Source organism: Bacillus sp. S4, from assembly GCF_040838205.1.
Taxonomy (GTDB): Bacteria; Bacillota; Bacilli; order Bacillales; family Bacillaceae_G; genus Bacillus_A; species Bacillus_A cereus_U.
This window is the reverse complement of sequence record NZ_JBFPJI010000202.1, coordinates 1-6,102: the sequence shown is the minus strand read 5'-3', so window position 1 is coordinate 6,102 and position 6,102 is coordinate 1. Positions and strand designations below refer to the sequence as shown.

Sequence of the window (6,102 nt, the reverse complement as noted above, 5' to 3'; positions counted from 1 at the left end):
ACCTAATATAGTGAAAGAATTACCTAGTGTAATTTCTTTTAATACATAAACTTGGAAGGGTGAAAAATCCTGTGCTTCATCAATAACGACGTGATGGAACTTCTGTCCGATTTCAATGCCTGTTATGCGATGATGTATGTAAATTAAAGCTGGTAAGTCTTCCACATATACTTCTTTTTTACGACAACTCTTTTCTGTTTCTTGAACAAGCTCTTCAGGTAATACTTCGAGTATTTCTTTACTTTTCAACATTGAACTATACAGTGAAAGTGGGCTCATTTTCGGCCAAAAATTCATATATGTGCTCAATCTCTTTGTCGCTTCTTTTTTTAGTAACTTTTTCTCGTTTGTTTCTCCAAACTTTTTCAGTTCAATTTCAATCCAGCGCTTCATTCTGCCGACTAAACGTTCTCGTCTTTTCTTTAATGGATAGTGTTTATATTCAACCTGCATCCATTTTTTAACGTCTTCCACTGGAATAACTGCTTTATCCCATGCCTCAAAATCTTTTGTCGGTACTAATTCTTTTTCAAATTGAATCATTCTTTCTTCAATAAACGACTTGAATTCCAGCGTGCCTTTTAATTTACCGAGCATAACTTTTTTTTCATCGCGATTAATTGAAAAAGCTTCTTTCATTTTTTCTTCTGTCTGCTTCAGTTTCACCGAACCATCTAACGTACGTAATGCCCAATCTGGAAACGTTGTTTGACTAATATTTCCTACCCCTAACTCAGGAAGTACACTCGAAATATAATCTAAAAACAAACTGTTTGGAGCGAATACGATCATTCTCTCCGCTTCAAGTTGTTCACGATATTCATAAATTAAAAAAGCAAGGCGATGTAAAGCGATTGTTGTTTTTCCGCTCCCTGCAACCCCTTGAATTAATAATGGTAAGTTTCTTTCCGCACGAATAATATCATTTTGCTCCGATTGTATAGTCGAAACGATATCTTTCAATTTATTATCTTTATTCTCACCTAATCGATATAGAAGAAAATCATCAGCATGCGAGACATCTTCATTTCCTTTTACATATGTATCAACAACACGTTCTAGTTCTCTTTTTCGAATGGAAATGTTTCGCTTTAAATAAACATCGCCTTCTACTAATCCGTCTGGTGAATGATAAAATGCTAATTCATCACCACCGGTAAATGAATAAAACATACTCGCGACAGGTGCTCGCCAATCAATTACAATTGGTTTCATCGTATCTTTATCTGAAACACCTACTTTACCGATGTAAATCGGCATTACGTCTTCCTTGCCATCCTCCTGAAAATCTAATCTTCCAAAGTACGGCTCATGTACACCAATACGTAAGCTTTGTCTATTAGACTCCCTCATACTTTCAAGAATTTGCTCTTTAAAATCTTCTCCATAATAAACCGGAATTTTTTCAAGCTGTTCTAATTGATCATCCATCGTACTTAAAGTATCTTTCATTTTTTGTAACTCTGCTTCAAAAATGTTGTTCATTTGATGATTCCCTCCTGTCCGTTCCAATTTTTTAGTCAAGACATAATTGTATTAAAAATCCATCCATAAAGTCAATAGTTAGATTGAGAATTTTCCGAAATAAAGAAAAATACAAAAAACATGCCTCTTTATCTAAGATTTTGAAGTATCCTTAAAACAAAATTTTCTCTCTCTTTATTTTCTTCCCTTCATAGATTGCTTACAAACAATCTAGATGGCACTGTATGTGAAAATAAACATTCTATTTATCCGAATCATTCCACTGACGACTTATTTCTAGGCCATAATCCATATCGTAAACTTCTTTTATAGCTTTAACTTTTTCAAGACTTGCATCGCTAAATACAGGTTTATTTTCAAAAGAATGTAGAACGATTCTTTCAAGAAGAACGCCTAGCGAAATATCATGATATTCTGCCATTGCTTTCAAAACTTTTACCATTCTTTTTTCCATCCTAATACCAGTTTGCACACGTTCAACTTTAATTTTTGTATTTTTTTCATTTATTTGTTCATTATTTTGTTTCATAACTTCACATCCTTAATGTAAAAAACGATATTTTGTTACCACGATAACAATGTACCATTATAACATTGATGTATGTTTTGTCAATTATGTCATTTTATTATTGGTTAAACATAATAGATTCTCGCCCTATTGCTATTATCAAGATAATGTAAATTTGTATCCATATAACGAAAAAAACGCTATTCTTTTTATAGAAATATACAAAAAGGATGGCGTTTTTAATATAAATTTATCGATTTTTAATGAACTAGTATTAGTTTCCAAATAATCACAACGATATATGCCGCCTAATAATTTGGAGTGATTAGTTAAAAAGATCTGATTCGTTTAACAAACAAGTGAATATAGTAGACCTATGTGTTTGGTTTAGCCAAAACATAGCTCATACTTCATTAACCCAACCTTTCAATCGATTAGAAGCTAATAAAAATATTTACATGAGTACGGAAGCACTTAACCAACAATCTATATCAACTATTTTCGTCTTATTTGTTTATTAGATTCTACAAATTTGAAATTCCCCTCATACACATAAACTTATCTTAATGTGTATGAGGGATAAGCCCTACCTTTTCTTTATTTCTTTTTTACTTTTATACGATAAGATAAGCAATCATATAGTGAAGCTTGCTCTTTATATCGCGATTGTTCAAAATCAAATGCTCCGCCTGGGAAGAATCCTACAATACTTAAACCTGCTTCAGTACATAGATCGCTAATCTCTTCAACTGAATAACAACGTAAAGACTGTGTCACAATATCATTTGGATAATTAGGATTCCACCAATGATCTAACATTCTTTCATTTATACTATCATATTCATATTTTCGCATAGCTGAACTTAATGACATTTCTTGTCCACTTATCTTTTTCCAATACAATGGTTGATAAATATCAATAAGTGCACATCCTTCATCCAATCTTTAATCCGTTTTAGTAGAAACAATTGCTCATCATCTGTTCCTACACCAAATCCATCTAAATAACTTACTACACCAAATTCTTCCGAAATGTCAATTTGATAGAAATCACCATGGTGAATCGTAATATCCTTACTTGAATGATCCCTTGCAAATTCAACTAATTCTGTTACAAGTTCAACTGTAATCATTTTTACATTTAACTTAGACATCGCCCTTGCGAATCCACCATTTCCTGCACCAAGTTCTAACATCGTTTGAAATGGATGACCAACTTGTTCTTGAACTTCTTTAGCAACCTGCTCTAGCCAGTTTTCTATATTTATATCATAATTCGGCAGTTCAAATTGTTTTTTGTAAAATTCCTTCACATTTAATTCGTTCATTATTATTCTCCTCCTGCCATAGATTTTTCTACTACAAGTGAGAAACTAAATTTCTGATACCCCTGCAAACCCCCCCTTATTATTTCCCTATATTCACAATTTATCAAAAAATAAGAATTTTAAAGTATAAATTCAAAAAGCAGATAATGGATTATTCCACTATCTGCTTTCACATCATTCTATAGCTGCTTTTATTTCCCTTTTTGATACTCCACCCAATCACCAGAAATGATAACTTTCTTTAACATTTCTCTATCTTGAGCAACATACACATATGCATGTGTTTCTATATCCCAAAAATAAATAGTTTGGGTGATCCGGTCATATAAATCACTCTCGGGATTACCTGTATATTCTTCAAGTTCATCTAATTTTTGCAGAACATCACTATTTACTTCATAAACTTCCCCATATACTTTTTCCTCGTTTGAACAAACCATTGCAGGATACCCTTCGTTTGTATCAAATAATTTGCCATACGTCCATGCTCCGTCTGCGATGCATGTTGCACCTCGCATATAATGAGCATTCGTTTGCTCTTTTCTTAACGTGCCATACACGAAAACATGATGCATATGTCCCTATCCCCTTTTTATTGCTCTTTACTTTCTAATTTGTAAATATGCACGAATCATAAAGTAACTCACTTCACCTGGAAGCTGTTCTTTAATAGATTTCAAACCACCTTCTGCATTTTGTACGGCAGTTTCAATAAGAGCTTCATACTCTGTTGGAACAAAGCTTTGCCATTCTACTTCCATACCATCTTCATGGCAACGGATTAAGTGGTTTTCAATCGTTTGTCTTGATAGACCTCTATCTTTCGCAATCTCATTTAAATCAATGCCTTGTTTATACATTTCATATGTTTCTATATGAGAATTCGCTGACGCTTTTCCTGATTTTTTACGCTCTGAAACAACTTCAGTCTTAATTGTTTCCGCATAGTTTGGGTTATCCTCAATAAAGTGCTGAACTGCTTGTAAGAAGTGAGACCCGTACTTCACAAGTTTGTGTTCTCCGATTCCTTTTACAGTTAGGAGTTCGGAGTCACTTTTTGGCATTTTCGCACACATATCTTTTAACGTTTGGTCAGAGAAAATAACGAACGGCGGTACACCTTCTCCTTGCGCAATTTCTTTACGCACTTCACGAAGCACTTCAAATAAAGGATGGTCTTGAACAATTTGTCTCGTTTCTACTCGTTCTTTGCGTAAAACATTCTCTTTACCAAGTAATACTTCTTTTCCTTTTTCCGTTACTTTTAATGTCGGATACGTACCATGTTCAACTGCAATTAACTCATCTGAAATTAAAAACTCAATAAACTCACTGACTTCTTTTACACTACGGTTTGACAAAAGACCGTATGTTGGCAAAGTATGAAAATTAAATTCAATGACTTTCTTATTTTTAGATCCAGTTAATACTTGTGCAATCATTTGTTTTCCGAATCGTTGGTTCGTTCGAATCATACAAGATAGTACCATTTGTGATTCTCTCGTCACATCGATACTTTCACGGTCGTCCGTACAATTACCGCAGCGACCACAATCTTCTTTCGGCTCTTCTCCGAAGTATTGCAAAATAAATGATTGTAAACATTGTTCTGTATGACAGTAATCGGTCATATTTTGGAGTTTTTCAAGTTCGTTTGAAAAACGTGATTCTCCAGTTGATTGATCGATTAAAAAGCGTTGTACTTGCACATCTTGAGAAGAATATAACAAAATACATTCACTATCTAATCCGTCACGACCAGCACGTCCTGCTTCTTGATAGTAACTTTCCATATTTTTTGGCAGTTGATAATGAATAACGTAACGAATATTCGATTTATCAATCCCCATTCCAAACGCTGATGTCGCTACCATAACGCTGATTTCATCTCGTAAAAAGAGTTCTTGCTGTTCATTTCGATCGTGATCGCTCATACCAGCATGATATTTCGATACCGAAACTCCTGCTTTCCCTAAATCTTCATATAACTGATCGACTACTTTTCTTGTAGCTGCATAAATAATCCCAGATTCCTTCTGATTTTGACGAATATAATCTGCTAAATACGCATTACGATCCTGTCCTTTAATTACTGAAAACGATAAGTTCTCGCGTTCGAACGTTGTCATAATTGTATTTTCTTGATTAATTTCAAGCGTGTTACAAATATCATCACGCACTTGTGGTGTCGCGGTTGCTGTTAATGCTAAAACGAGTGGTTTTTCTGGAAGATAATCTAATATGCGATGTATATGTAAATAACTCGGGCGGAAATCATGACCCCACTGCGAAATACAGTGCGCCTCATCAATCGCTATCATCGGGATTTTCATATCGATAAGTTGATCAACAAACTCCATAGAATCAAGACGCTCAGGCGCCACGTAAAGCAACTTGTAATGCCCTTGTTTCGCCAATTGAATTCGTTGATTCGCTTCTGTAATAGAAATAGAACTATTAATATATGTAGCGGAAATACCGTTTTGTATTAATGTATCTACTTGATCTTTCATAAGTGAAATCAAAGGTGAGATAACTAATGTCGTTCCTTCGAATACTAATGCGGGAATTTGATAACAAATTGACTTACCACCGCCCGTAGGCATAATACAAACTGTATCTTTCCCATCTAATACATTTTTAATTGTTTCATCTTGTCCTCTTCGGAATGACGAATAACCGAAATAAGACGCTAAAAGTTCTTGTGCTTTTGTAAACAAAAAAGATTCACCTGCTTTTCTATATCTTTCATCTATTCCTATTATATCATCACTTATGCGT

Annotated in this window: 4 protein-coding genes and 1 pseudogene; all 5 read right to left on the bottom strand. The window is 34.1% G+C overall.

Translation table 11 applies throughout. From position 1 onward, the window contains the following. Positions 1 to 1,485 (bottom strand): HelD family protein (locus AB3X48_RS16255; RefSeq protein WP_367959736.1); only part of this gene is annotated, 1,485 nt, incomplete at its 3' end. Positions 1,486 to 1,726: 241 nt separating this feature from the next. Then, positions 1,727 to 2,014: a hypothetical protein gene (locus AB3X48_RS16250; protein ID WP_002110300.1), complete on the bottom strand. Its 288-nt coding sequence runs from the start codon at positions 2,012 to 2,014 to the stop codon at positions 1,727 to 1,729. Positions 2,015 to 2,590: 576 nt separating this feature from the next. Beyond that, a pseudogene (locus AB3X48_RS16245) lies at positions 2,591 to 3,321 on the bottom strand (class I SAM-dependent methyltransferase). A 191-nt stretch (positions 3,322 to 3,512) separates the two neighbouring features. Next, positions 3,513 to 3,896: a gamma-glutamylcyclotransferase family protein gene (locus AB3X48_RS16240; RefSeq protein ID WP_016105084.1), complete on the bottom strand. Its 384-nt coding sequence runs from the start codon at positions 3,894 to 3,896 to the stop codon at positions 3,513 to 3,515. Positions 3,897 to 3,923: 27 nt separating this feature from the next. Beyond that, the gene (gene recQ, locus AB3X48_RS16235) at positions 3,924 to 6,041 is read right to left on the bottom strand and encodes a DNA helicase RecQ (RefSeq protein ID WP_016105085.1); all 2,118 of its coding nucleotides are present in this window, start codon (positions 6,039 to 6,041) and stop codon (positions 3,924 to 3,926) included. Between the last annotated feature and the right edge of the window lie 61 nt (positions 6,042 to 6,102).